This window comes from Rhodococcus sp. NJ-530, from assembly GCF_003860625.1.
Lineage (GTDB): Bacteria > Actinomycetota > Actinomycetes > Mycobacteriales > Mycobacteriaceae > Rhodococcus_F > Rhodococcus_F qingshengii.
The window spans coordinates 1468379-1491907 of sequence record NZ_CP034152.1; the positions used below are offsets into that span (position 1 = coordinate 1468379).

Genomic DNA, 23529 nt, shown 5'->3' on the forward strand with positions numbered 1-23529 from the left:
TCGTGTAGCGAAGGGTCAGCGTTTCCAGACGTAACGACGTTCCGGGCGGCCCACCACTCCGTATTTCAGCGAAGTGGTGGACCGCCCGGTTTCGTAGAGGTATTCGAGGTAGCGCCTCGCGCTCGCGCGTGAGATGCCGACCCTCTCGGAAATGTCTGTGGCCGAGGCGGGTTCGGTTTCGTCTCGTAGTGCTGCCTCGACCAGCTGAAGGGTCTCAGGACTGAGTCCTTTCGGTAGACCCTTGAGGGACGACGCCGTTGTCGCGCCACCTGGCACGCCGAAAGCCTCGTCCACCGCCTCCTGTTCTGCTTCGCCGGAGCTGTCGAGATTCGCATATGTCGATCGGTAACGCTCGAGACGCTCACGGAGAACCTCGAACGTGAAGGGCTTCATCAGGTAATGCACGACGCCGCTGCGCAGCGCTTTCTTGACCGAGCCGGCCTCGCGCTCACTAGTGATGACAAGAACATCCAGCTCCGGTGCCAGCTCGCGAAACGGGGCGATCAGATCGAGTCCGGTGGTGCCGGGCAGGTGGACGTCGAGAAGCACCAGGTCGGGTTGCAACTCACCGACTGCGGCCAGCGCGGTCTCGGCCGAATGGGCAACGCCGCACACTTCGAAACCGTCTATCCGTGAGACGAATCCGCTGTGCACCTTCGCCACCATGAAGTCGTCGTCGACCACCAGTACCCGGATCATGCGCCCTCTCCGTCGTGTAGGACCGCGCTGAAGACAGTCCACTCGATGTCCTCTGCCGAACGAGTGCTCACGGTGACGTCGCCGCCCCGCCGACGACACGTCAGGCGCACCAGCGCCAAACCGAAACCGTGTCCGTCACTCGATTGTCCCTTGGTGCTCCAACCCTGGCCGAACACCCTGTCGCGATTCTCCGGCGCGATACCGGGGCCGGCGTCCTCGACCCGCACTTCGACCGCGGTGCCACGGCCCCGAATCGACAACCGAACCTTGCGGCGCGCGGCTTCCGGCATCTCACCGACGGCGTCGACGGCATTGTCGACGAGGTTTCCGACCACTGTCACGAGATCTCGTCCGAGTCTGCGGTCCACCGGTTCCAGATGCGTGTCCGCCGCCAGTTCGACCGTGACCAACCCCTGTGCAGCAGCACCTATCTTGGCGATCACGAGTGCGGCGGTGCCGACGTCGGCGATCTTCTCGGTCACGGTCGCGCTGACCTGCGCGCGCTCCATGGTCAGACCCTCGACGTAGCCGACCACCTCGTCGTATTCGCCGAGCTGGATGAGGCCGGAGATGGTGTGCAGTTGATTGTCGAACTCGTGGATGTGGGCGCGTAGTGCGTCGGTGCTGGTTTTGGTCACGTCGAGTTCTTCTTCCACGGAGCGCAATTCGGTGCGGTCGCGGAAAGTGGTGACCGACCCGATGGTGCGGCCTTTCGATTCGATCAAGACGGTGTTGAGGACGAGCAGGCGATCGCCGACAAGAACCAACTGATCGGATTCGGTTGTGCCGGAGGTCAGTACACTCTGGAGGCGGTCGTCGAGACCGAGGTCCCGCACCGATCTACCGGCGCTGCCGCGTGGGATGTCGAGGAGTTGGTGGGCACTGTCGCTCATCAGCACCACCTTTCCCTGCGCGTCGAATGCGATGACGCCTTCCTTGAGACCGCGCAGCATTGCTTCACGTTGGCGAACCAGGTCCAGGATCTCGCCGGCTTCCATGCCGAGGGTTTGCCGTTTTACCCTGCGGGCCAACAGGATCGACCCGACGCCGCCGAGAAGGGATGCCACCGCGAGGTATACCAGGAGATTCGGTGCAGACTGCAGCAGCCGTGTCCAGATCGAGGGGTACTCGATGCCGACGATCGCGGTTCCGGTAATCGCTCCTTCGCTGCCGAGAATCGGAACGTGCGCCTCCACGGCCTTGCCGGAGGGCGTGTCGACCAAACCCGTCCACGACCGATCCTCCGTCTGACGTGCGTCGATGCCGACATCACCGGGACGCGTCGAAATGACGACACTGCCGTCGGCGTCGGCAAGCGAGACGTAGGTGACGCCCGAGATGGCGCGTACCGAGTCGACCGAACCTTGTAGTCCGGAGCGGAGACGGGTCTGCGCCTGGGGGAGTAGCTCGCGTACTGCCGGATTGGCTGCGAGCGATTCCGCTGCCGAGAGTGCGCGACGTCCCTCCTCGCGTTGGAAACTCGCGGACGACTGCGCGAGGGAGAGGGCGGTGACGCACACGAGAACTGCAACGACGATCAGAAGTTGCAGTTCGAGAAGTTGTGTCGCCAGAGTGTGCCGGCGGCGAAACAGCCGGGCAAACAGAGACGACTTGCTCTCTCGCTCCGCCTGCTCGTTTCCTGAGGACACCAGCCAGACCCTAGCCTTCAGTTCGATGCCGGGAAAGCGGCCGTTCGTGAGCACAATGAGCACAAATCAATTTGCTTTCCCAATGGTGACCCCAGTCACAAAGTGCGTCAGTATGAAACCTGTTCACACATCGGTACCGGCAGACAAGGACGAAGCCATGAGCACATCGAAGCGGCTGAGCAGGCATATCGCCCTGCTCGGTGCCTGCGCGATGACTCTCGTGCTCTCGACCGGATGCACTCCGGTCGAGTCCTTCGTCGCCGGTGGCCGAGCGGGTGAGAGTTCCGAAGAACTGCGCGTACTGGTGCCCTCGGTGGCCGGTGGTGGTTACGACCTGACCGCCCGGACCATGGTGCAAGCACTGGCCGACGAAGGGACCGTCGACGCTGACGTCGTTGTGCTGCCCGGATCGGGCGGCATCGTCGGACTCAACCGGTTGGCTCTCGAAAGCGGGAATCCCGACCTACTCATGGTCATGGGGCTCGGAGTTCTCGGTTCGCTCGAGATACTGCCGTCCGAGCACACACTTGCCGACGTGACACCGATTGCGAGACTCGTCGAAGAACCGGAAGCGCTACTGGTTCCAGCAGATTCACCGTACAAAACTCTCGCCGATCTGACGCAGGCCTGGGTGGCGGATCCGTCGTCGATCTCGATCGGCGGTGGTTCGAGTGAAGGTGGACCGGACGGGTTGTTCCGCCTTCTGTTCGCACGGGCGGTCGGCGTCGATCCGTCGCGCTCCCCGTACCGCATCTACGACGGCGGCGGCGAACTGCTTCCCGCACTGCTCACGAGGCAGGTCGACGTAGCCGCCACCGGTATCGGTGAGTACCTCGATCAGATTGCGGCAGGCACGGTTCGGGTCCTTGCGGTCAGCTCGCCGGCCCGTACCCCGGCGGTGGATGCGCCCACGATGGCGGAGTCTGGCGTCGACGTCACGTTCACCAATTGGCGCGGCCTCATGGCGCCGCCGGGCCTGACGGACGATCAGCGTCAGCACTTGCAGAATTTGGTGCGGGATCTGGCGGCAAGTCCGCGCTGGAACGAGCTGTCTCGCCGAAACGGTTGGAACAGTGCAGTTCTCACCGAACCCGAGTTCTCCGCATTCCTCACCGATCAATCCCGGTTCGTCGACGCAACACTCGATCCGCCCGGCATCAACTGAGCACTACCGAAGTTTCGTTTCACCTCCACGAAGGTCACCGGCTCGATTTGCCGTGCCGTTTTTCTCGGCAATTCAGCACTAAAGGAGTTCATCATGCTCGTCACACTCGGCTTCCTCATGGTTGCGGTGTTCATGTTCCTGATTCTCACCAAACGCGCGACCCCGGTGGTGGGACTGACTCTGGTTCCGGTGGCCTTCGGACTACTTGCCGGGGCCGGCCTCGGAATCGGCGACATGATCACCGACGGCATCAAGTCGCTCGCACCCACCGCGGCGCTGTTGTTCTTCGCGATCATCTTCTTCGGAATCATGATCGACGTCGGCCTCTTCGATCCGCTGGTCAAGCTCATCCTGCGGATGGTGCGAGACGATCCGATGAGGCTCGTGGTCGGAACCGCAGTGCTCGCGATGGTGGTCTCGCTGGACGGAGACGGTTCGACGACCTTCATCATCGTGACCTCGGCGCTGCTTCCGCTCTACCTCAAACTCGGTGTCAGTCCCGTCGTTCTGACGGTGATCGCCGGCCTGTCCAACGCGACGATGAACATCATTCCGTGGGGCGGCCCGACCGTCCGGGCCGCGAGCGCGCTGGGACTCTCGCCCTCCGACGTGTTCGTGCCGATGGTGCCGTCGTTGATCGTCGGCCTGATCATGGTGCTCGGATTCGCGATTCACCTCGGGATCATGGAGCGCCGCAGGATCGGGACTTTGGTCCTGACTTCTGAGCGCATCCTCGAAAAGGTCGGAAACGGTGGAAGTTCCAGCACCGGTAGCGCCGGCACCGGCGGCTCGAACGACTCCGAGGACGACGGCGGCGACACCGGACGATTCATCGACGGCCTCGACCCCAAGCGGGACACCTTGCGGCCGAAATTGCTCTGGTTCAACGCTGCGCTGACGACGATCCTTCTCGTCGTACTCGTGATGGACATCCTGCCCATCCCGGTGCTGTTCATGATCGCGTCGTCGATCGCCCTCGCGGTGAACTTCCCGGCGGTCAAGGATCAGGGTGAAGCAATCGCACGCCATTCGTCGAGCATCGTCTCGGTGGTCGCGATGGTGCTGGCAGCAGCGGTGCTGACCGGCGTTTTCCAGGGAACCGGCATGGTCGAGGCGATGGCAGAGTGGCTGCTTCAGGTCATCCCCGACGCGATGGGCCCGCACCTCGCCGTCATCACGGGCGTCCTGAGTATCCCGCTCACGTTCTTCATGACCAACGACGCGTTCTACTTCGGTGTGCTGCCGGTGCTGTCCGAGACTGCAGCGCAGTACGGCATCGAGCCGGTGGAGATGGCGCGCGCCTCGATCACCGGGCAGGCCGTGCACATGCAGAGCCCGCTGGTCCCGGCGATCCTGCTACTGGTCACACTCGCCGGTGTTTCTCTGGCGGATCACCACAAGAAGGTTCTGTGGCGAGCGGGCCTGATCTCGATCACGATGCTCGTGGTCGGCGTCGGATTGGGGCAGATCCCCTTCTGAGCGCGATCAGTTGTGGAAGGGGCACCGGCCTTGGTCGGTGCCCTTCTTCTTTTTTGTCACGAAATTGGGCCGGATGTCGAGATCGGGCTCGTCGTACAGGCGGTGGAACGTCGGCGTGAGCGAGCTGGACATGGGCGGGTTCACCCATGACCAGTCGGTCGGGCACTTGCGCCCGGCCTTGTCCTCACGCGCGATGTGATCGATGAATTGCTTTGCGACAGTGTGATGGTCGACCATGATGACGCCGGCCTTGCGGTAGCTGTGGATAACTGCACGGTTCAGTTCGACCAGTGCGCGGTCCTTCCAGAGCGTGCGGTCGTGGCTCATGTCGAGCTCCATCATCGCTCCGATGGTGGGCAACATGTTGTAGCGATCGGTGTCGCTGAAGTTGCGTGCGCCTACCTCGGTGCTGACGTACCAACCACTGAACGGCGTGCAGGGATAAACGATTCCGCCGATGTCGAGGTTCATGTCCGAGACCGCAGGGACGGCATGCCATTTAAGCCCCAGATCAGCGAACCAGCTGTATTCGGGATGCTCGATCTCGACCTCGAGAATCAGGTCGGTCGGGACGTCGAAGTACTGCAGGGGTTCGTCGGGAACCGAAATCAGTACGGGGAGAACGTCGAACGGCGTACCGGCGCCCTTCCACCCCATCGCGGTGACCTGAGCAGTCAGATCGACGTGCCACGGGTCGCCCAGAATGGTGCCGTCAGGCTGCCGGTAGCCGGCGTAGCGGATCAGTTGCGGGCTGAGGATTCGGTACTCCTGACCGTCCTCGCGGGGGAGTGGTCCGACCGTCACGACCGACTGCAGAGCGCCGCCGTTGGTCGACAGTCGCAGGTGCTCCCAGCATGCTTCGGCGAGAGCGGAAGCCGTGACGGCATCGCGCGCGTCGATGAGTTTGAGGGTCCGCCAATGCGCGCGACCGACGCACCTGGCGTGGTTTCGCCACGCGAGTTTGGCGCCGACGAGCAATTCCTCCGCTGTGTGCGTGTAGGTGCCGGTCCGATGGAGTTCACGCAAGGCCTCACGCCGCCGAGACGTCGGGAGGTGTCCCAGTTCCGGAGAGTCGAAAAATTCGACGCACTCGAGTTCCCGACGTTGAAGCTCGGTCAGCGTCGGGGTAGTGGAGGCGATCTGGGACGTAAGCCCGCTATCGGTGGGCAATTCGTCCTGTCGAACAAAATCCACGGCACGACTCCTGTTTGGCTGGTTGAGATTTCGCTGAACGTTAGCTCGGCGATCGAGAGTGTCGAAGCTCTTGTTTATCTTGCACGCAAGAATAAGAAAGGGACGGTCACACCGCGAAATGGGGTCGCATTGTGACACTTGTCCAGAATGATTTACGAGTCAGACATTTGTGACATAAGCTGCAGACGAAATTCCGCGGCGGGTCTTGCCGCGTCTAGTCGGGACGAGGATGAGCGTGGATTCGCAAGCAATCTCTCTGGTCCGGTCGAGCTTCAAATCCGTCGCTGCGGTAGAAGATGGTCCGGAACGGCTCGCCCGTACCTTCTATTCGATCCTGTTCGCTCGATCGCCCGAAACCCGGGAGTTCTTTCCGGCAGCGATGGATGTGCAGCGTGACCGGCTTGTCAGCGCTATCGCTCACGTCGTCGAACGCCTCGACGAGTCCGACGCGATACTCGAGTACCTCGCACAGCTCGGCCGCGATCACCGTAAGTACGGCGTCACCGACGAGCACTACACGGCAGTCGGCAATGCCCTGATCGAAGCACTCGAGACCTTCGGTGGCGCCGAAATGTGGACCGACGAGGTCGACAGCGCGTGGCGTAACGCGCTCGCGATCATCTCGGCGGCGATGATGGATGCCGCCAACGCGGAAGACGGTCCGCCCGCGTGGAGTGCCACGGTCATCGAATGCCGCCCGGTCATCAAGGGCGTCGCCGTCGTGCGGCTGCAACTCGACCAGACGATGGAGTACCGCGCCGGTCAGTACGTCAGCGTGCAGGTCGCCGCGAGGCCACGGATGTGGCGCTACCTCTCTCCGGCCACGCCGTACGACGGGACCGGAATCCTCGAGTTCCACATCCGCCAGGTCACCGGCGGGTGGGTCAGCCCGGTCATGGTGAACCAGACCGCTGTCGGTGACACCTGGGTGGTCGGTTCGCCCATCGGCGCCTTGGGGATTCCGGAGAACTCCAAGGACCTTTTGATGATCGCGTCGGGAACAGGTGTCGCGCCTCTTCGCGCTCAGATCCTCGAACTGATCCGACGCGGCAACACTCGCAAGGTCCAACTGTTCTACTCCGGACAGCATCCGTGCGATCTCTACGACCTTCCGCATCTGTGGAAGCTGGCCGAGAAGTACCCGTGGCTCACGATCATCCCGGTCTCCGAAGAAGACGAGAATCCGTGGTGGCACACCGAAGCGGAGCCACTGCCGCCGATCGGCATGAAGCGGCGCATCGTCGGCAAGGTCGGTAAGGTCGTGACCTCGTTCGGGGACTGGGCGGGCTACGACATTCAGGTCGTCGGCAGCGAATCCATGGTCAACAGCACCAAATTCAGGCTTCGCGCAGTGGGCATCGACGTCGACACCGTTCGCAACGACCCGACGTACTGACCGTCAGTACGGATCGAACTGAATGACCTCGGCCGGCGTTCCGGCCTCGATCAATCGATCACGCGTCGACCGAACCATGGCCGCCGATCCGCACACCAGGACCTGATGTTCGGTGAACGCACCGTACGACGCGACGACGTCGGCGAGCGTGCCTTCGATGAGATGATCGTCGCCGAATCCGATGTCGACGTTCAACCGGTCGAACCATCCGTCGGGCGGGCCGCCGTCGGAGAGATCTTCGACGACGGGAATGGGCTGCAACCACGGAAACTGATCGGCGAGTAGCCACAACATGTCCGCCGCATAGAGATCGCGAAGCGTTCGGCCGCCGAAGAAGAGGTACACCTGCGGCGGGTTCGGGGTCTGAGCCAGATCGAGAATAATCGACCGGAGTGGGGCCAAGCCGGTTCCGCCCGCGACCATGATGACGGTGGGGCCGTTCTCGTCGACGGACAGGTTGCCGCGCGGGTCGAGGATCTGCCAGACGTCACCAGGCTGGGTGTCCTTGACTATCGAACCGCTGACCCAACCGCCGGGAACCGTCTTGACGTGAAACTCCAACTTCCCGTCGTGTGAGGGAGGCAGTGCGGGGGAGAGTCGACGGAGCAACCGCGAATTCTGCGGGACGCTGACGTCGACGTACTGGCCGGGTCGGAACGGGACGACGTCGCCGACAAGACGAACAACCGCCAGATCCTCACGGAGACGGTGATGTTCGACGACTGTGCTCGACCAGGTTCGCTGGGCCATGAAAGTACTCCTGTAGTCAGTAGAGCGGGTCGTGCCGGATCTGGTCGAGCGGAGTTCCGCCGGCACGCAAGGCGTAGACGGTTGTCTTGATCATCGACGGTGACCCCGAGATCTGCACCTGACGGTCGGCCCACGAACCGAACTGCGCGACCACTTTTCCGATCGGTCCGATCAGCCGGCTGTGCATTCCGAACGGTGGTTCGAGCACCGGTCCGTTGTGCCACCAAGGGTTTTCGGGTTCTTCGGAAACCGGTACGACGGTCAACCACGGGTTGCTGAGCGAGATGTGCCAGAGGGTTTCGAGGTCGTACAGATCGCAGGGATAGCGGCCGCCGACGAACAGGTGCACGCGCGGGTTGTGCGCGCGTTGAGACATTTCCATCACCTGTGCCCGCAGTGGAGCGATACCGGTGCCGGACCCGATCATGAGAACGTCACGGTCGCTGGTGAAGTCGACCTCGAGGCCGCCGAGGGGAGTGGACATGACCCAGCGGTCACCGACGTTGGTTTCGCTGACGATCGCGGGGCTGACCCATCCTCCCGACACCTTGCGGATGTGGAACTCGAGCTGACCGAAAGGGTTGGTCGGAATCGCCGGTGAGTAATACCGCCACATTTTCGGGCGCTGGGGAATCTGAACACCTACGTATTGCCCCGCCCCGTACGGAATGGGTGGGTCGGCTTCGAGGCGAACAATCGCCAGATCGTCGAGGACTCGTTCGTGGCTGACCACGGTTGCGCCCCAGAGCGCCGGGGTCGTATCGGATTCGGCGCCGTCGGCCATCGTGCCGACGACGAGGTCGGTGAACTGAGACCAGGCCTCGTCCAGCTCCGGCGTCCACTTGTAGCGGCTGTGCGCGCTCGTGCCGTACATCGACCGAACCGCGCGCTTCAGAGCGACGCCGGCGGCCTCGTAGTGCTCACGCTCGACGCCGTAGCGACGGTGGTCGCGGCCGAGTTGGGTGAGGAACTTCCGGATTCGGCGATGCTGGGGCAGATTCTTCACGACGAACTCGATGGCTCTGAAGAAACGGTGGCCCTGCGATTCCATCCCGGCGGGGAACAATGAGCGGTACAGAGGATGTTCCGCAAAGAGGCCGGTGTAGAACACTGCCGAGAAGTGCGCACGGCTCTCTTCGTCGTCGGTCAGAGAATCGAGGCTGGATTGCAGACGGGCGATCACTGTCGGATCCAATCCATCCCCCTTTCGCACCAGCTGCAACTCTCGCCACAATTCTAGTACGGCTGAAAATGTGACCTACGAAACCAACTCGGCCTGGCGAAAACAAACTTGAGCGGAATAGACTCAAGTTTGTCCGCGTTGAGCATATTGACACAGTCGCAATACCAACCGGTCGCGGCTCTTCCCGTTCGACTTCGCCAGAAAGGTGACAAGTGGACTCGTTCACACCAACAACCAAGACCCAGGCTGCGATGACGGCTGCACTGCAGTCGGCGTCGTCGGCGGGTAACCCCGATATCCGGCCTGCCCATCTGCTGGTCGCATTGCTCGACCAGACCGACGGCATCGCTGCCCCACTACTCAAAGCTGTAGGCGTCGACCCCACGGTCGTACACCGTGAAGCACAGGCGATCGTCGATCGCCTGCCCAAGACAACCGGCGCAAGCTCCACCCCGCAACTCGGGCGTGAGGCACTCGCGGCACTCACTGCTGCTCAGCACCTCGCCACCGAGATGGACGACGAATACGTCTCCACCGAGCACGTCCTCTACGGACTGGCCGGCGGGGACTCCGACGTCGCACAGTTGCTCGTACGGCACGGCGCCACCCAGGACGCATTGCGTGAAGCCTTCACCACCGTCCGCGGTAGCGCTCGCGTCACCAGCCCGGAGCCCGAGGGCACCTACCAAGCGCTGGAAAAGTACTCCACCGACCTCACCGAAGCCGCACGAAGCGGCAAGCTCGACCCGGTGATCGGTCGCGACACCGAGATTCGCCGTGTCGTGCAGGTGCTCTCGCGTCGTACCAAGAACAACCCGGTACTCATCGGTGAGCCCGGCGTCGGCAAGACCGCGATCGTGGAGGGCCTTGCCCAACGCATCGTCGCGGGTGACGTCCCGGAATCGCTGCGAGGCAAGACCGTCGTGTCCCTAGATCTCGGGTCCATGGTCGCCGGTGCCAAGTTCCGCGGTGAATTCGAAGAACGCCTCAAGGCTGTCCTCGACGACATCAAGAACAGTGCCGGACAGGTCATCACCTTCATCGACGAGTTGCACACCATCGTCGGCGCCGGAGCCACCGGTGAATCCGCGATGGACGCAGGCAACATGATCAAGCCGATGCTCGCCCGTGGTGAGCTGCGGCTGGTCGGTGCGACCACACTCGAGGAGTACCGCAAGTACATCGAGAAGGACGCAGCACTCGAGCGTCGTTTCCAGCAGGTGCTCGTCGGTGAGCCCTCTGTCGAGGACACCATCGGTATCCTGCGCGGCCTCAAGGAGCGCTACGAGGTGCACCACGGCGTGCGCATCACCGACTCCGCGTTGGTGGCGGCTGCCGCGCTGTCGGACCGCTACATCACGTCGCGGTTCCTGCCGGACAAGGCCATCGACCTAGTGGACGAAGCCGCATCGCGACTTCGTATGGAGATCGACTCGCGTCCCGTCGAGATCGACGAGGTGGAACGCACGGTTCGCCGACTCGAAATCGAAGAAGTGGCACTCGAGAAGGAAACCGACGACGCGTCCAAGGCTCGGCTCGAGAAGCTGCGTCAGGAACTCGCGGACGACCGCGAAAAGCTCAATCAGCTCAGCACCCGCTGGCAGAACGAAAAGCAGGCCATCGACTCGGTGCGCGTGCTGAAGGAACAGCTCGAAACCCTGCGAGGAGAGTCCGAACGCGCTGAGCGTGACGGCGATCTGGGCAAGGCAGCCGAGTTGCGCTACGGCCGTATCCCGGCGCTCGAGAAGGAACTGGAAGAGGCAGCAGCCGCTTCCGGAGCTGCCTCCGACGGTGACGTGATGCTCAAGGAAGAGGTCGGGCCCGACGACGTCGCAGACGTGGTCGCAGCCTGGACCGGAATCCCCGCCGGCCGGATGATGGAAGGCGAAACCGAGAAGCTGCTCCGCATGGAGTCCGAACTCGGCAAGCGTGTCGTCGGCCAGACCGACGCCGTCGTCGCCGTCTCGGATGCGGTTCGCCGCGCCCGAGCAGGTGTCGCCGACCCCAATCGGCCCACCGGTTCCTTCCTGTTCCTCGGCCCGACCGGCGTCGGTAAGACGGAGCTCGCCAAAGCCTTGGCGGACTTCCTCTTCGACGACGAGCGCGCGATGATCCGCATCGACATGAGCGAATACGGTGAGAAGCACTCGGTGGCCCGACTCGTCGGTGCTCCTCCGGGATACGTCGGCTATGAAGCCGGTGGCCAGCTCACCGAAGCAGTTCGACGACGCCCGTACTCGGTGGTCCTCTTCGACGAGGTCGAGAAGGCACACCCCGACGTGTTCGACGTCTTGCTCGCAGTACTCGACGAAGGCCGACTGACCGACGGTCAAGGCCGCACGGTGGACTTCCGCAACACCATCTTGATCCTGACCTCCAACCTGGGATCCGGAGGCACGCGGGAGCAGGTCATGGATGCGGTACGCCACGCGTTCAAGCCGGAGTTCATCAACCGTCTCGACGACGTGGTCATCTTCGACTCGCTCTCCGAGGAGCAGTTGGAGCACATCGTGGACATCCAGCTCGAGCAGTTGCAGAAGCGTCTGGCTGCGCGTCGTCTCACCCTCGAGGTGAACGGTGCGGCTCGGATGTGGCTCGCAGTGCGCGGCTACGACCCGCTGTACGGCGCTCGGCCATTGCGTCGACTCGTTCAGCAGTCGATCGGCGACCAGCTCGCCAAGCTGCTCCTGGCCGGCAAGGTCCAGGACGGCGACACCGTGCACGTCGGTGTCAGCGAGGACGCGGATCAGTTGGTTCTCTCCTGATTCGGTAAGCGGAATGCCCCGTCGATCCACTTGGATCGGCGGGGCATTCGCATTTTGTTCTACCCTGGATGGCTGGATGCTCGAACCGGGGACGAGTGCACCCGCGCCTCTCCGAACGACTCCGACGCTCTTTCGTCCCAACCGAAGGTGAGCCAGGCATGACCGATCAGAACGATCCGCGTAACTCGGGTGGGCCGCGCCGTGAGGATCCCGAGGCGACCGAGGTGTGGGGGCGTACGCCCGACCAGCCGACGGAGCAGTACGGGACGGTGTCCGGCCAGAATCCGAACCAGCCGACGGAGTATTTCGGTCAGCCGCCGGGGGCACAGCAGTATCCGGGGGCACAGCAGTATCCCTACGGCGGACCGGATCAGAACACGGAGTACTTGGGGCAGCAGGGGCAGCAGCCGAATCCCACTCAGGCGTTCCCTGCCTACAACCCGCAGTTCGATCCGCAGGCGCCGCCGCCTGGTGCGACGCAGGCCTATCCGCCGTACACCGCTCAGCAGTACGGGAACCCGGATCAGTACGGGAACACGCAGCAGTACGGAAATACACAGCAGTATCCGGTTGCCGGTGGTGGCGGTGGAGTTCCGCCGGAACAGCCGTTCATCGACGATGGATCGTCGGGCGGCGGTAAGAAGCGCAAGCTCGCGACGTGGGTGGCCGCCGGTGTGGTCGGGATCCTGGTCGCCGTGATCGCGATCATCGCGTTCTCGGCGTTCGGCTCGAACGGCAAGGGCACCCAGACCGCTTTCGTTCCCCCGACCACCACGACGCAGGCGCCCACCACGACACCGCCGAAGGCCAGCACCACGGCGCCGACTCCGACGACGGATTCTCCGCTCAGCCAGCTTCCAGGCGGGCTCGGCGAAGTCATCGGTGACGCCGGGGGAGCCGTCGGCACCGTGAAGTCGAACGACGGCGGCACGTTGGTCATCGATTCGATCGGGGGTTCGCAGGTGACGATTCTGACCACCGCGGACACCACGCTCATCGCGCTCAACCGCGCCACCATCGCCGATCTGCAACCGGGAGACAACATCGTCGTCGACGGAACGCCGGTGGAGAACGGCACGATGACCGCCAACACGATTCTGAGTACGTCGCTGCCGAAGTTCGGCAACTGAGTCGTTCACGACACATCGGGCGAGTCCACCAGGGTGTCGCGGGAGGTTGAGGCCGCGAGTCGCTACCCTGGAGGGTGATGACTGGAATGTGGTTCGGACTGGCAGCAATTGCACTCGCAGGCGCGGGTGCGCTTCTGTACGTCGACAGGACGAGGCGAGATCAATCCGGGCGAGTGCGTCAGATCTGGGCCAAGGCGCAGGGTTACACGTACACGGCCACTGACGATCAGCTGGCAGGCGAATGGCACCGCGCGGTCATGGCCAAGCAGGACTACCTCACTGCTACCGACGTCGTCCGCGGCCGCCGTCGCGGAGAGCAGTTCGTGCTGTTCGACCTGGAGGAGACCGCAACCATCGTGGCTGTTCGCCGCGAGATCGGGTCGGACGTCGACATCGACCTTCGGTTGAAGTCGACGGCTCCGCCCAAGGACGGCGACCTGAACCTGTTGGGTGCGATCGGTTCACGAGTCGTCTTCGCGACCGATCTCGAGATCGCACGTCGTGTCTGTGATCAGCGCATGGTGGCGTTCACCGAATCGGTTCCGCCGTCGATCAGCATGCTGTGGAGCGAAGGGCAGTGGACGCTCGGTTCGCTTCCGGTGACCAGTAACGGCCGGGACTGGGACGCGGCAATCGAGTCGGTTGCGCGCCTGTCCGGCATTCTGCATGTCCTGCCTCCCGTCACCGATCCCAACGAACTCGAGGTCGATCACGATCCGAGCCGCCCGCGGCCGGGCGCCGAGAAGTCTCGCCCAACTCCGGATCCGGTAGAACAGCCCCGTTCGCGTCAAGAGCAGCCGCCCCGTGACGCTCCGCCGCGTGAATTTGCCCCGCGTGAGTCCGCACCGCGTGAGCCCGCACCGCGGGAATCTGCGCCACGTCCGGATCAATCGCTGCGCAAGCCCGAGGCGGCTGACAAGCCGGCTCAGCGCCCGGCGTCGCAGCGCTCGGGCACAATTCGCCCGGTCGACTGACCTTTAAGGTTCCCGTCCAGGCGCGATAACCACTAGCGTGGCCGGTATGTCGACTTCCCACTCGGATCGCCCTGTGCGTCCCGTTGCCCTGGTGACCGGACCCACCTCTGGTCTCGGCGCCGGTTTCGCCAAGAAATACGCCTCCCTCGGATACGACCTGGTTCTCGTCGCACGTGACGAGGTCAGATTGCACGACCTCGCGTCCGAGTTGAAGACGATGTTCGGCACCGAGTCGGAGATTCTGGTTGCCGATCTCGCATCGGAGGCCGGACGCGACACGGTCGCGCTTCGTTTGGAGAAGGGCGTCGAGGTGTTGGTGAACAACGCCGGATTCGGTACCTCCGGCGAGTTCTGGACCGCCGATCCGGCGCTTCTTCAGTCTCAACTCGACGTCAACGTCACCGCCGTGATGCGGCTGACCCGTGCGGCGCTGCCCAGCATGATCGCGTCGGCGCACGGAACGATTGTCAACGTGGCGAGCGTCGCGGGCCTGCTGTCCGGGCGGGGTTCGACGTATTCGGCAAGCAAGGCCTATGTCATCTCGTTCACCGAAGGGCTGTCCGGCGGGTTGGCCGGGACGGGAGTGCGCGTGCAGGCGCTGTGCCCGGGCTTCATTCGCACCGAGTTCCACGAGCGCGCGGGCATCGAGATGTCCACGATCCCCAAGCCGATGTGGCTGAGCGTCGACCAGGTGGTTGCGGCGTCGATGAAGGATCTCGGTGACGACAAGGTCATCAGTATTCCGGGATTCCAGTACAAGGTCCTCACGACGGCCGGGCGTCTCGTTCCCAAGGGGCTGGTTCGCCGGCTGACCAACATCGTCGGACGAGGCCGCGGGCGGACGTAGCCCAGAGGCGGAAGCCGGACGTAGCCCAGAGGCAGAAGCCGAACACAAGGCAGTGGTCGGTAGGCTGAGCACTCATGAGCGATCGTGAGGATTTGGCTGCGCTGGTGCGCGAATTGGCTGTTGTACACGGAAAGGTGACGTTGTCCTCGGGCAAGGAAGCCGATTACTACGTCGACCTTCGCCGCGCGACACTTCACCACAAGGCAGCGCCGCTGATCGGCTCGCTGCTGCGTGAACTGGTCGCGGACTGGGATTTCGACGCCGTCGGCGGTTTGACGATGGGCGCCGATCCGGTTGCTATGGCGGTGATGCACGCTCCCGGCCGACCGATCGATGCGTTTGTCGTCCGCAAGGCCGCGAAGGCCCACGGGATGCAGCGCCAGATCGAGGGCCCGGACATCGTGGGCAAGCGTGTCCTGGTTGTCGAGGACACGACCACGACGGGCAATTCGCCGTTGACAGCAGTGAAGGCCCTGCGCGAGGCAGGGGCCACCGTGGTCGGAGTCGCTACGGTCGTCGATCGCGCGACGGGTGCGGATGCGGTGATCGGTGCCGAGGGCGTCGAGTACCGCTCGCTGCTGGGCCTGGAAGATCTGAACCTGAGCTGACGCCCCGTGAGTGGTTAAGGAGTCCCTGCGCTCCTCAACCACTCACAGGGGTCAGTCGCCTACGGTGACGGCGAGTGCTTCGTCGACGCTGTGCGGCGCGGGATCGTGGTCGTCGACGTGAGCGAGAACCTTACGTCCGCTCGACAGGACGAATACGGCGGCGAGGGTGAGCACCGCGCCGACCCAGAACGGCATGTGGACGTTGGATTCGCCGAGCTTGCCGGCTACCCACGGAGCAGCGGCGCCGCCGACGAATCGAACGAAGCTGTAAGCAGCCGAGGCGGTCGACCGCTCCACGGGAGCTGAGATCATGACGGTTTCGGTGATGAGTGTGTTGTTCACGCCGAGGAACAAACCGGCGAGGACGACACCGACGATCAATACGATCTTGTTCTCGGTGAACAGCGCCATCATGCCCAGGTCGAGTGCGAACAGGGTCAGTGCCAGCATCATCATCGGCAGGGTGCCGAAGCGTCGTTGCAGGCGAGGGGCGAGGAAAACCGACGAGATCGCCAGCATCAGGCCCCAACCGAAGAAGATGAATCCGATCGGGTACGCCCCCATGTCGAGGGGGAACGGCGTGTACGCGAGCAGCGTGAAGAATCCGTAGTTGTAGAGCAGCGCGGTGATGGCAACGGTGAGTAGCCCGCGGTGCCGCAACGCCTGGAAGGGCGCAGCGATGGACGTGTGGTGTTCGGGCTTGGGTGCGCTCGGAAGCATCACGACGATGAGAATGAAGGCGACCGCCATCAGGGCTGCGACGCCGAAGAACGGTGCGCGCCAGCTGATGTCACCGAGAACTCCGCCGACCAGCGGTCCGACTGCGATACCGATTCCCAGTGCAGCCTCGTACAGGATGATCGCCCGTGCCACGCCGCCGCTGGCCGCGCCGACGATTGCCGCGAGCGCCGTTGCGATGAACAGTGCATTGCCGAGTCCCCAGCCCGCACGGAATCCGACGATCTGGCCGATGGTGCTGGAAGCGCCTGCCAGAGAAGCGAACACGATGATGATGGCAAGGCCTGCAAGAAGCGTTTTCTTGGCGCCGATGCGGCTGGACACCACACCGGTGATGAGCATGGCCACGCCGGTGACGAGCATGTAGCTGGTGAACAGCAGCGAAACCTGCGACGGTGTGGCGTCGAGTTGTTCGCCGATCGGTTTGAGGATCGGATCGACCAATCCGATGCCCATGAAGGCGATGACGCTGGCAAAGGCTACCGCCCACACCGCTTTCGGTTGTTTCAGGAGGCTCGGCGGAGCCTCGTTCTGGTGCGTTGATGTCGCGGTCGTGTTGCTCACGGCCACCTCCTTTTTCAGTGGTGGGTATTTCAGCTGGGATCGGAAGTCTTGATGATGGACCGCAATTCGGCCAATCCGTCGGCCAGTTTCTTGATCTGCTCGGGCCCGAGTTCGACGAAGTGGGGGACTAGAGCGTCGGCGATCTCGTTTCGACCGTCGTTCAAGATCTTTCGTCCCTTGTCCGTCATGGCCACTCGAACTGCCCGGGCGTCCTCGGGGTCGGCGCGGCGTTCGACGTAACCGTTCTCGCCGAGTTTGCGCAGTAGTGCAGTGGCAGAGGGCTGCGAGCTTCTGTCGAGTCGAGCGAAGTCGCTGATCCGCATTTCGCCGTATTCCTCGAGTAGCGAGAGTGCGCGCAGCCAGGCGCGTGGGTACTGATCGGACGCGAAGGAGCCTGCCAGCTTCGCGAAGCGGTGCGTATTGCTCACGAGGTCGACGAGTAGTTCGTGCAGTTGCTGTTCTTCGTCTGTCACGAAGAATATTATTGCATAGGTTAACTATGTAAATCAACGAGTCCGTGGAAGGTGGTCCGTCACGGCGGTGGCTACCAGCGACGGCACATCGAGGTCGGGTGCGACGAGTGTGAGGCTTCGATTTGCCGCCAGCACTGCGATGCCGTGGGTTCCGGTCCAGATGTTCAACGCAGATGTGGTGGGATCGGAGGCGTCGGCCTCTTCGGTCAGGGATTGCAGGGCGGCGAAGAGTGGGAGAGAAGACTCTCGGAGGTTGCTGCCTGCGCCCTCGAGGAGGTCGTGGCGAAACATCAACTCGAACATCGCCGGTCGCTCCTGGGCGAATGACACGTATTCGATTGCTGCCGAGATCAATCGGCTACGAGCGGGTTGTTTGCCGGCGAGGACGGGATCGAGTCTGTCGGCGAGATCGCGCAGGCCGTGTGAGGCAATTGCGGCTAGCAGGCTGTTGTGAGTCGGAAAGTATCTCCGCGGGGCGCCGTGCGACACGCCCGCCCGACGCGCTATCTCCCGTAGCGTCAGGTCTGTGGCGCCGTCGGCATCGAGAATCTCGACGCCGGTGGCGACGAGTGTTTCGCGAAGGCTGCTGACAGTCATGGAAGACAGTGTCTACTATTCTCGTCGTAGACACTGTCTACTAGACGGAAAAGGTGATGCCCTGTGCTCTATTGGCTGTTCAAATACGTCCTGATCGGCCCGGTCCTCTGGCTGTTCGGGCGGCCGACGATCGAGGGTCAGCACCACATCCCCAAGAAAGGGCCGGTGATTCTCGCCGGCAACCATCGGGCAGTCGTCGACTCGTTCTTCCTGGTTCTCATGGTGCGCCGACGCATCACCTTCGTCGCGAAGAGTGAATATTTCACCGGGACCGGTGTGAAGGGCGCGATGCAGCGCTGGTTCTTCGGTGGGGCCGGTCAGGTGCCGATCGACCGTAGCGGCGCCGACGCCTCCCGTGCGGCGTTGGACACGGCCATCGGGATTCTCGACAAGGGTGGTGTCTGGGGGATCTACCCCGAGGGAACACGATCACCCGACGGTTGCCTGTACAAGGGAAAGACCGGAGCGATTCGAGTTGCCTTGGAAACCGGGGCGCCGGTCATTCCCGTCGTCGTACACGGCGGCGACGCAGTCAACCCGCCGGGTACGCGGATGTGGCGCTTCAGCAAGGTCCGGATCACGGTAGGGGAGCCGATCGACTTCTCTCGGTACCGCGAACTTCGTGGCTACCAGGCCGTCGTGCGTGCGGCGACGGACGAATTGATGGCAGTGCTCTGTGACCAGTCGGGGCAGGAATACGTCGATGTCTACGGCGCGGACGTCAAATCCGGCGATGCCGCCTGAGTGACACAGTACGGTCGCTGTTGGACGTGTAACCAACAGGAGGATTGTGATGGCGGGCAAGTGGGGCATCGAGCACGCAGTTTTTGCGGCGGCGACGGCAGCGACAGTGGTCGGGGCAGTAGTCGGTAACGAGCGGGTTCAGCAGATCGCGAAGCCGTTGATCGCACCCGCTCTGGCCGCCCGAGTGCTGCGCAAGCGCTCGGAGACGGAAACTGCCGATACCGCACTGCTTCTGGCCGGTCTCGCCGCTGCAACTGTCGGCGACGTGTTCATGATCGACCCGGACAACGATGCTCGTCTGATCAAGGGCGCGTCCTCGTTCGCGGTGATGCAGGCCAGTTACTCGGCGCTCCTGCTGCGGCGCGGCGCTCGGCCGACCCGCGCTGCCCTGCGGCCCCGCATCAGCGGTTGGTCGACGGCGTCCGGACTGCTCCGTGCCAAGGCCCGAGCGTGTCGACGCCGCTCACCGGATACGGATTGATGTTGGGAACCACCTCGACGTTGTCGGCGGACCCCGCTCTGGCACCGCAGTCCAAGGCCGTGCTCGACGTGGTCGTCCCGAACAAGGATCGACGCTCCTGGCTCGGATTGGGCGGAGTGCTCTTCACCGCATCCGACGGATTGATCGTGGTGCGTCGTCTGTTCATCCGCGGGACCGCCGGCCGCGCTGCTGCCGAGGGTGTGATCCTGGCGTCGTACGCGGGAGCGCAGCTGATGCTGGTGGAGGGCATGTTGGCGCTGGGGCGCAAGAAGAGCGTCTAGTCTTTCACGGGCACAGCATGATTCGGTCTCGGTTCTTCGGGTCCACCATGACGGTGACCGTGGATCCGGGAGTGATCTTGTCTTTGTACTCGGGTCGGATCTCGTACTCGATCCGGCCCGAGTACGAATCGGAACCTGGAACCGTGAGGTGGAGTGCGAGCTTGGCCAATTCGCCGTCGACGGTTCGGCGCAGGGGTGTGACGGTGTCGATTCGTGCCCACCCTTCGAGGCCGTGCTTTTCGAGTTTGCGCTCGGCGCGGGTCGGGCGGTTGGCCCATGCCATTCCGAATCCGAGAACCGAGCCGAAAGCGGCGAGCAGCCCGCCGATCTGATAGGGCAGCGTGCCAGGCGGAGTGTGCTCGACCAGCCATCCGAGCCACACGGCGAGCACGATCAGATACCCCACCGCGATGAAACACACGGTGTGTACGACGCGACGGTGATTCATCAGATTTCCTCCACATCCAGGATAGCCTGACCGGATGAGCGAACCGAACGTCTTCATCACCGGTGCTGCGGCTGGAATCGGGCGGGAGACGTCGCTGTTGTTCGCGCGCAACGGATACCGCGTCGGCGCGTTCGACATCGACGACGCCGGCCTTGCCTCCTTGAAGGCCGAGATCGACGGTTTCGGTGGGAGTGTCGTGACGGGTGTCCTGGACGTCACCGATCCGGCCGGATGGGCGCAGTGTCTGGCCGATTTTGCCGGGGAGTCCGGGCGTCTGGACATCCTGATCAACAATGCGGGCGTGCTCTCGTCGGGACGGTTCGAGGATATTTCTCTTGCGGCGCATCGCCGAATGGTCGACATCAACATCACCGGCACCCTCAACGGCACGCACACGGCTTTCCCGTACCTCCGCGATACCGTCGGCGCTCAGGTGGTCAATCTGTGCTCCGCTTCGGCGATCTACGGCCAGCCCGAACTGGCGACGTACGGTGCAACCAAGTTCGCGATCCGCGGCCTGACCGAGGCGCTCGATCTGGAATGGGCACAGCACGACATCCGTGTTCTCGCGCTCTGGCCGTTGTTCGTCCAGACCGCGATGGTCACTGGAATGGACACCGGAGCCACCAGATCGTTGGGTATCAAGCTGACTGCAACCGACGTCGCGCAGGAACTGTGGGCGGCCACACGCGGCGCCGGACGGATGCACAAGGTTCACTACCCGGTCGGAACTCAGGCGAAGCTCTTCCTCAGCGCGTCGCGGTTCTCGCCCGCGTGGCTCTCACGGCTGATGAACAAGCGCGTCACCAGCACTTAGTCGACCACACGATAGAGTGCACTGTCGGCTGTTGCTGGGCCAAGATGACGTGTGTGGAGGTAGTCGGGTGGTTCGTGTTCGGGTGGGGTTCGTCTTGTTGGGCGTCGGGTCGGCGCTCGTGCTCGCAGGGTGCAGCGGGGAGGCGGATTCAGCGCCGACCGTAGCGGCGCAGCCCAGTTCGTCCACCACTACCGCAGTGCCGACGACGACCACCACCGTCGCGCCCGTCGTCCCCACGACCACCGAACCACCGACCACGACGCTGCCACCGACGACGACACTCACGGACGTGCAGTTCGAGCGCAACGAGTCGTACTACTTCACCACTCCCGACGGAAACTTCCAGTGCGGCATCATCAAGTTGCCCACCAGAATCGAAGCCGGGTGCGAGGGAACGACCACTCCCGTTCCGCCGCGGCCGGAGAGCTGCATGGTCAACTGGGGCAACGGTATTCGCGTCACCGACGAGGGTGAGGGTGCTTTCATGTGTTCGGGCGGAGAGGTGTACACCTCTGGCGGCCCCGACGCCGATCCGGTGTTGGCGGCCGGTCAACCGCTGAGCAAACTGGGTTTCACCTGTACGACCACCGCGACAGACGTCTCGTGTGTCAACGATCAGACCACGCACGGCTTCACCGTGGCTGCAGATTCCAACGAGGTGTTCTGATGTCCGAAGTCGCAGCCGACGACGTGTCCGGCGGAGCCGGTGAACCGGGACCCACCGAGTGGGGCGAGAATCCCAACGGCGTCGGACCCTGGGCCGAGGAGCACGACACGGAACCGCCGACCGACGAGCGCTACGACCCGGTACTTCTGGCCGAGGGTGATCGTCGAAACGTCTTGGACGAGTATCGGTACTGGACGCGGGAAGCGATAGTCGCGGATATCGACTCGCGCCGTCACACGATGCATGTCGCCATCGAGAACTTCGCGCACGACGCCAACATCGGCACGGTGGTCCGCACGGCCAACGCGTTTGCCGCGGCCGCGGTCCACATCGTGGGGCGTCGGCGCTGGAATCGGCGGGGTGCCATGGTGACCGATCGATACCAACACATCGTTCACCACGCCGACATCAGCGAGCTCGTCGAGTACGCCCGTGAGAATTCACTCACGATCGTGGCCGTCGACAACACCCCGGGGTCGGTGCCGCTGGAAACGGCAAGCCTGCCGCGAGAGTGCATCCTGCTGTTCGGTCAAGAAGGGCCCGGAGTGACCGATCATGCGAAAGAGGTTGCGTCCATGACGGTCTCGATCGCACAATTCGGGTCGACTCGCAGTATCAACGCCGGTGTCGCGGCCGGCATTGCGATGCACGCGTGGGTACGTGAGCATGCCGATCTCGCCGATTCCCGCTGATCTCGCTCGCGAATTCCGGCTAGCGCGTAGCGCCTCGACCAGACAGGATAGGTAGTTATGCAGGAAGTGTGGGCAGAGCGAGCCGATGCGGCTGAGGGCGCGATAGTCAGTCGTCACCTTCGGCGCCTGTGGGGAATGCCCCGGACAGCACTCGGCGTGGTTGCCTGGCCTGCTGTTCGGCGCGAGCGGATGTTCAAGCCGTGGCACTACTGGTGGCAAGCACACCTGCTCGACACTGCGATCGACGCGCTCGAACGTGACCCGACGCCCAAGCGTCGTCGCCGGGTCGCGAAGGTTGCCCGCAGTGTGCGGGTCCGCAACGTCTCGGCGTGGACCAACAACTACTACGACGACATGGCGTGGCTGGGCCTCTCGCTCGAACGTGCGCAACGCATGTTCTCGGTCGATCACCGAACCGCGGTTCAGGCGCTCGAATCGCAACTCTTCGATTCGTGGTCCCCGGCCGACGGCGGCGGTATTCCGTGGTGCAAAGGCTCCGATTTCTACAACACGCCGGCAAACGGACCCGCCGGAATCATGCTGGCGCGCACCGGAAAACTCTGGCGTGCGCAGGCAACGGCCGACTGGATCGACGAGACGCTGCGGGATCCGGACTCCGGACTGATCTTCGACGGTATCCGCCGCGACGGCACCCTCGAGCGCGCGATCTATTCGTACTGTCAGGGCGTCACGCTGGGGTTGGAAACCGAGTTGTCGACACGATTGGGCGAACCGCGTCACCGCGAGCGAGTCCACAAACTCGTCGACGCCGTGTACGACGGCATGACCGAGTACGGAGTCATCACGGGCGGTGGCGGAGGCGACGGCGGACTGTTCAACGCAATCCTGGCTCGCTACCTCGCGTTCGTGGTGGTGAACCTGTCCTGGGAGACTCACGAGGACCTGCGAGCGCGCGAACTCGCAGCGCAGATCGTTCTGTCCTCCGCGGAAGCGGCCTGGAACAACAGACTGCAGATCGAAGGTCTGCCGCTGTTCGGGCACGACTGGACCAAGGATGCTCAGTTGCCGAGTCTGTCCGGCGACATCGCCACCTTCGCCGCCGGAACCGTGCGCTCGTCGAGCGTGCCCGAGCGAGACCTCTCGGTGCAGGTAGGTGGGTGGATGCTCATGGAGGCGGCATTTGTCGTCTCGGCGGCTGGATACCCGCGTAAGCGTTAGGCTTTTTCC

At 63.5% G+C, this 23529-nt stretch carries 22 protein-coding genes and 1 pseudogene; 14 read left to right on the top strand and 9 right to left on the bottom strand.

Features of this window, described 5'->3' with window-relative positions; all coding sequences use genetic code 11:
* Positions 1 to 15: 15 nt before the first annotated feature.
* Positions 16 to 699, bottom strand: a complete 684-nt coding sequence (locus tag EHW12_RS06800; protein ID WP_125050437.1) for a response regulator — start codon at positions 697 to 699, stop codon at positions 16 to 18.
* Positions 696 to 2348: an ATP-binding protein gene (locus tag EHW12_RS06805; protein ID WP_230359592.1), complete on the bottom strand. Its 1653-nt coding sequence runs from the start codon at positions 2346 to 2348 to the stop codon at positions 696 to 698. Before EHW12_RS06805 ends, EHW12_RS06800 begins: the two co-directional genes overlap by 4 nt.
* Before the next feature lie 157 nt (positions 2349 to 2505).
* Between EHW12_RS06805 and EHW12_RS06810 the strand changes: the two genes are divergently transcribed.
* Entirely contained in the window at positions 2506 to 3513 is a 1008-nt protein-coding gene (locus EHW12_RS06810; protein ID WP_039972743.1) for a tripartite tricarboxylate transporter substrate-binding protein, read from the top strand.
* A 93-nt stretch (positions 3514 to 3606) separates the two neighbouring features.
* Positions 3607 to 4992 (top strand): citrate:proton symporter, encoded by a 1386-nt coding sequence (locus EHW12_RS06815; protein WP_003944372.1) that lies wholly within the window; start codon positions 3607 to 3609, stop codon positions 4990 to 4992.
* Between the two features lie 6 nt (positions 4993 to 4998).
* Here EHW12_RS06815 and EHW12_RS06820 read toward each other — a convergent pair whose 3' ends face one another.
* On the bottom strand, positions 4999 to 6186 hold the full coding sequence (locus tag EHW12_RS06820; protein ID WP_082845667.1) for a nitric oxide synthase oxygenase: 1188 nt from the start codon (positions 6184 to 6186) through the stop codon (positions 4999 to 5001).
* Between the two features lie 235 nt (positions 6187 to 6421).
* On the opposite strand from EHW12_RS06820, the gene EHW12_RS06825 reads away from it, so the two are divergent.
* A complete protein-coding gene (locus tag EHW12_RS06825) occupies positions 6422 to 7582 on the top strand; it encodes a globin domain-containing protein (RefSeq protein WP_003944359.1) in 1161 nt (386 codons plus the stop codon).
* Between the two features lie 3 nt (positions 7583 to 7585).
* On the opposite strand, the gene EHW12_RS06830 is transcribed toward EHW12_RS06825, so the two are convergent.
* Together EHW12_RS06830 and EHW12_RS06835 are read right to left on the bottom strand one after the other, a co-directional pair.
* Positions 7586 to 8332, bottom strand: coding sequence for an FAD-binding oxidoreductase (locus EHW12_RS06830; RefSeq protein ID WP_003944435.1), 747 nt, complete (start codon positions 8330 to 8332; stop codon positions 7586 to 7588).
* A gap of 16 nt (positions 8333 to 8348) precedes the next feature.
* On the bottom strand, positions 8349 to 9515 hold the full coding sequence (locus EHW12_RS06835; protein WP_037131510.1) for an FAD-binding oxidoreductase: 1167 nt from the start codon (positions 9513 to 9515) through the stop codon (positions 8349 to 8351).
* 212 nt (positions 9516 to 9727) lie between these two features.
* Here EHW12_RS06835 and clpB point away from each other — a divergent pair, with 212 nt between their 5' ends.
* From clpB to pyrE, 5 genes are all read left to right on the top strand, one after another.
* On the top strand, positions 9728 to 12280 hold the full coding sequence (clpB, locus tag EHW12_RS06840) for an ATP-dependent chaperone ClpB (protein WP_007726750.1): 2553 nt from the start codon (positions 9728 to 9730) through the stop codon (positions 12278 to 12280).
* Between the two features lie 158 nt (positions 12281 to 12438).
* The gene (locus EHW12_RS06845) at positions 12439 to 13410 is read left to right on the top strand and encodes a hypothetical protein (RefSeq protein ID WP_125050438.1); all 972 of its coding nucleotides are present in this window, start codon (positions 12439 to 12441) and stop codon (positions 13408 to 13410) included.
* Positions 13411 to 13496: 86 nt separating this feature from the next.
* A complete protein-coding gene (locus EHW12_RS06850) occupies positions 13497 to 14384 on the top strand; it encodes a hypothetical protein (protein ID WP_003944407.1) in 888 nt (295 codons plus the stop codon).
* Between the two features lie 46 nt (positions 14385 to 14430).
* A complete protein-coding gene (locus EHW12_RS06855; protein ID WP_037131478.1) occupies positions 14431 to 15231 on the top strand; it encodes an SDR family oxidoreductase in 801 nt (266 codons plus the stop codon).
* Between the two features lie 74 nt (positions 15232 to 15305).
* Complete coding sequence (pyrE, locus tag EHW12_RS06860; protein WP_003944385.1) at positions 15306 to 15839, top strand: orotate phosphoribosyltransferase; 534 nt, start codon at positions 15306 to 15308, stop codon at positions 15837 to 15839.
* Between the two features lie 51 nt (positions 15840 to 15890).
* Here the strand turns inward: pyrE and EHW12_RS06865 are convergent, their stop codons facing one another.
* From EHW12_RS06865 to EHW12_RS06875, 3 genes are read right to left on the bottom strand one after another with little or no spacing between them, the layout of a single operon-like run.
* Positions 15891 to 17147 (bottom strand): MFS transporter, encoded by a 1257-nt coding sequence (locus EHW12_RS06865; protein WP_003944384.1) that lies wholly within the window; start codon positions 17145 to 17147, stop codon positions 15891 to 15893.
* A 23-nt stretch (positions 17148 to 17170) separates the two neighbouring features.
* Positions 17171 to 17614 (bottom strand): MarR family transcriptional regulator, encoded by a 444-nt coding sequence (locus EHW12_RS06870; protein WP_003944339.1) that lies wholly within the window; start codon positions 17612 to 17614, stop codon positions 17171 to 17173.
* Positions 17615 to 17647: 33 nt separating this feature from the next.
* The gene (locus EHW12_RS06875) at positions 17648 to 18211 is read right to left on the bottom strand and encodes a TetR/AcrR family transcriptional regulator (protein WP_042924180.1); all 564 of its coding nucleotides are present in this window, start codon (positions 18209 to 18211) and stop codon (positions 17648 to 17650) included.
* 63 nt (positions 18212 to 18274) lie between these two features.
* Here EHW12_RS06875 and EHW12_RS06880 point away from each other — a divergent pair, with 63 nt between their 5' ends.
* Positions 18275 to 18955, top strand: coding sequence for a lysophospholipid acyltransferase family protein (locus EHW12_RS06880; RefSeq protein ID WP_003944312.1), 681 nt, complete (start codon positions 18275 to 18277; stop codon positions 18953 to 18955).
* Positions 18956 to 19004: 49 nt separating this feature from the next.
* A pseudogene (locus tag EHW12_RS06885) lies at positions 19005 to 19717 on the top strand (lysoplasmalogenase).
* 4 nt (positions 19718 to 19721) lie between these two features.
* On the opposite strand, the gene EHW12_RS06890 reads toward EHW12_RS06885, so the two are convergent.
* The gene (locus EHW12_RS06890) at positions 19722 to 20165 is read right to left on the bottom strand and encodes a hypothetical protein (protein WP_007726759.1); all 444 of its coding nucleotides are present in this window, start codon (positions 20163 to 20165) and stop codon (positions 19722 to 19724) included.
* Positions 20166 to 20199: 34 nt separating this feature from the next.
* On the opposite strand from EHW12_RS06890, the gene EHW12_RS06895 reads away from it, so the two are divergent.
* From EHW12_RS06895 to EHW12_RS06910, 4 genes are all read left to right on the top strand, one after another.
* Positions 20200 to 20982, top strand: a complete 783-nt coding sequence (locus tag EHW12_RS06895; protein WP_003944309.1) for an SDR family oxidoreductase — start codon at positions 20200 to 20202, stop codon at positions 20980 to 20982.
* Between the two features lie 67 nt (positions 20983 to 21049).
* Positions 21050 to 21649, top strand: coding sequence for a DUF6636 domain-containing protein (locus EHW12_RS06900; protein WP_003944380.1), 600 nt, complete (start codon positions 21050 to 21052; stop codon positions 21647 to 21649).
* The gene (locus EHW12_RS06905) at positions 21649 to 22341 is read left to right on the top strand and encodes a TrmH family RNA methyltransferase (RefSeq protein ID WP_042924186.1); all 693 of its coding nucleotides are present in this window, start codon (positions 21649 to 21651) and stop codon (positions 22339 to 22341) included. Before EHW12_RS06900 ends, EHW12_RS06905 begins: the two co-directional genes overlap by 1 nt.
* Positions 22342 to 22398: 57 nt before the next feature.
* On the top strand, positions 22399 to 23520 hold the full coding sequence (locus EHW12_RS06910) for a glycoside hydrolase family 76 protein (protein ID WP_003944321.1): 1122 nt from the start codon (positions 22399 to 22401) through the stop codon (positions 23518 to 23520).
* The last annotated feature ends 9 nt before the right edge of the window (positions 23521 to 23529 follow it).

Excerpts from the sequence above, each read along its gene's own strand:
- EHW12_RS06855 (WP_037131478.1), top strand. The coding sequence starts at position 14,431 with ATGTCGACTTCCCACTCGGATCGCCCTGTGCGTCCCGTTGCCCTGGTG.
- EHW12_RS06810 (WP_039972743.1), top strand. The coding sequence starts at position 2,506 with ATGAGCACATCGAAGCGGCTGAGCAGGCATATCGCCCTGCTCGGTGCC.
- EHW12_RS06850 (WP_003944407.1), top strand. The coding sequence starts at position 13,497 with ATGTGGTTCGGACTGGCAGCAATTGCACTCGCAGGCGCGGGTGCGCTT.
- pyrE (WP_003944385.1), top strand. The coding sequence starts at position 15,306 with ATGAGCGATCGTGAGGATTTGGCTGCGCTGGTGCGCGAATTGGCTGTT.
- EHW12_RS06910 (WP_003944321.1), top strand. The coding sequence starts at position 22,399 with ATGCAGGAAGTGTGGGCAGAGCGAGCCGATGCGGCTGAGGGCGCGATA.
- EHW12_RS06890 (WP_007726759.1), bottom strand. The coding sequence starts at position 20,165 with ATGAATCACCGTCGCGTCGTACACACCGTGTGTTTCATCGCGGTGGGG.
- EHW12_RS06895 (WP_003944309.1), top strand. The coding sequence starts at position 20,200 with ATGAGCGAACCGAACGTCTTCATCACCGGTGCTGCGGCTGGAATCGGG.
- EHW12_RS06815 (WP_003944372.1), top strand. The coding sequence starts at position 3,607 with ATGCTCGTCACACTCGGCTTCCTCATGGTTGCGGTGTTCATGTTCCTG.
- EHW12_RS06905 (WP_042924186.1), top strand. The coding sequence starts at position 21,649 with ATGTCCGAAGTCGCAGCCGACGACGTGTCCGGCGGAGCCGGTGAACCG.
- EHW12_RS06830 (WP_003944435.1), bottom strand. The coding sequence starts at position 8,332 with ATGGCCCAGCGAACCTGGTCGAGCACAGTCGTCGAACATCACCGTCTC.
- EHW12_RS06845 (WP_125050438.1), top strand. The coding sequence starts at position 12,439 with ATGACCGATCAGAACGATCCGCGTAACTCGGGTGGGCCGCGCCGTGAG.
- EHW12_RS06875 (WP_042924180.1), bottom strand. The coding sequence starts at position 18,211 with ATGACTGTCAGCAGCCTTCGCGAAACACTCGTCGCCACCGGCGTCGAG.
- EHW12_RS06800 (WP_125050437.1), bottom strand. The coding sequence starts at position 699 with ATGATCCGGGTACTGGTGGTCGACGACGACTTCATGGTGGCGAAGGTG.